1 protein-coding gene is annotated in these 454 nt (G+C 77.1%); it reads left to right on the forward strand.

Translation table 11 applies throughout. The annotated features are described in order from the left end of the window. Nucleotides 1-369, forward strand: a 369-nt coding sequence (locus G3I71_RS47375; protein WP_164325137.1) for a WYL domain-containing protein, incomplete at its 5' end; no start/stop codon positions are given. Nucleotides 370-454 lie beyond the last annotated feature (85 nt).

Below are 454 nucleotides of genomic sequence, written 5' to 3' on the forward strand. Positions count from 1 at the left end.
TCCGCCGGGTTCGCCAGGGCGCTCTTGCGGGCGACCGTCACCCTGCGCCTGAGCGAACGCGGGCTGCGCCGACTGCCCGCCGTGGCGGACCCGGCGGGCATCGGCGAGGCGCTGGCCGGCGCGGGAGCCCCCGATCCGGCCGGGCGCGTCACGCTCGATCTGCCGGTGGAGTCCGAGGACGTCGCCTTCGCCACGCTGGCCGAACTGGGCGCGGACGCGGAGGTACTGGCCCCGGAGGGCCTGCGGGCCCGCTTCCGCGAGCGCGCCCGGGCCCTCACCGCCCTGTACGCGGCGGATCCGACGGTTCCGGCGGATCCGGCCGACCCGGCCGACACGGCCGATCCAACCGACCCGGCCGATCAGCGGTAGTCGTCCGGCGAGCCGCTCCCGCCGCCGTACACGACGTCCTCGAAGTACGCCCAGGCGTCCGGTCGGCTGCCGTCCACGTCCCGTA

Source organism: Streptomyces sp. SID12501 (genome assembly GCF_010550245.1).
In the GTDB taxonomy this organism is placed as follows: domain Bacteria; phylum Actinomycetota; class Actinomycetes; order Streptomycetales; family Streptomycetaceae; genus Streptomyces.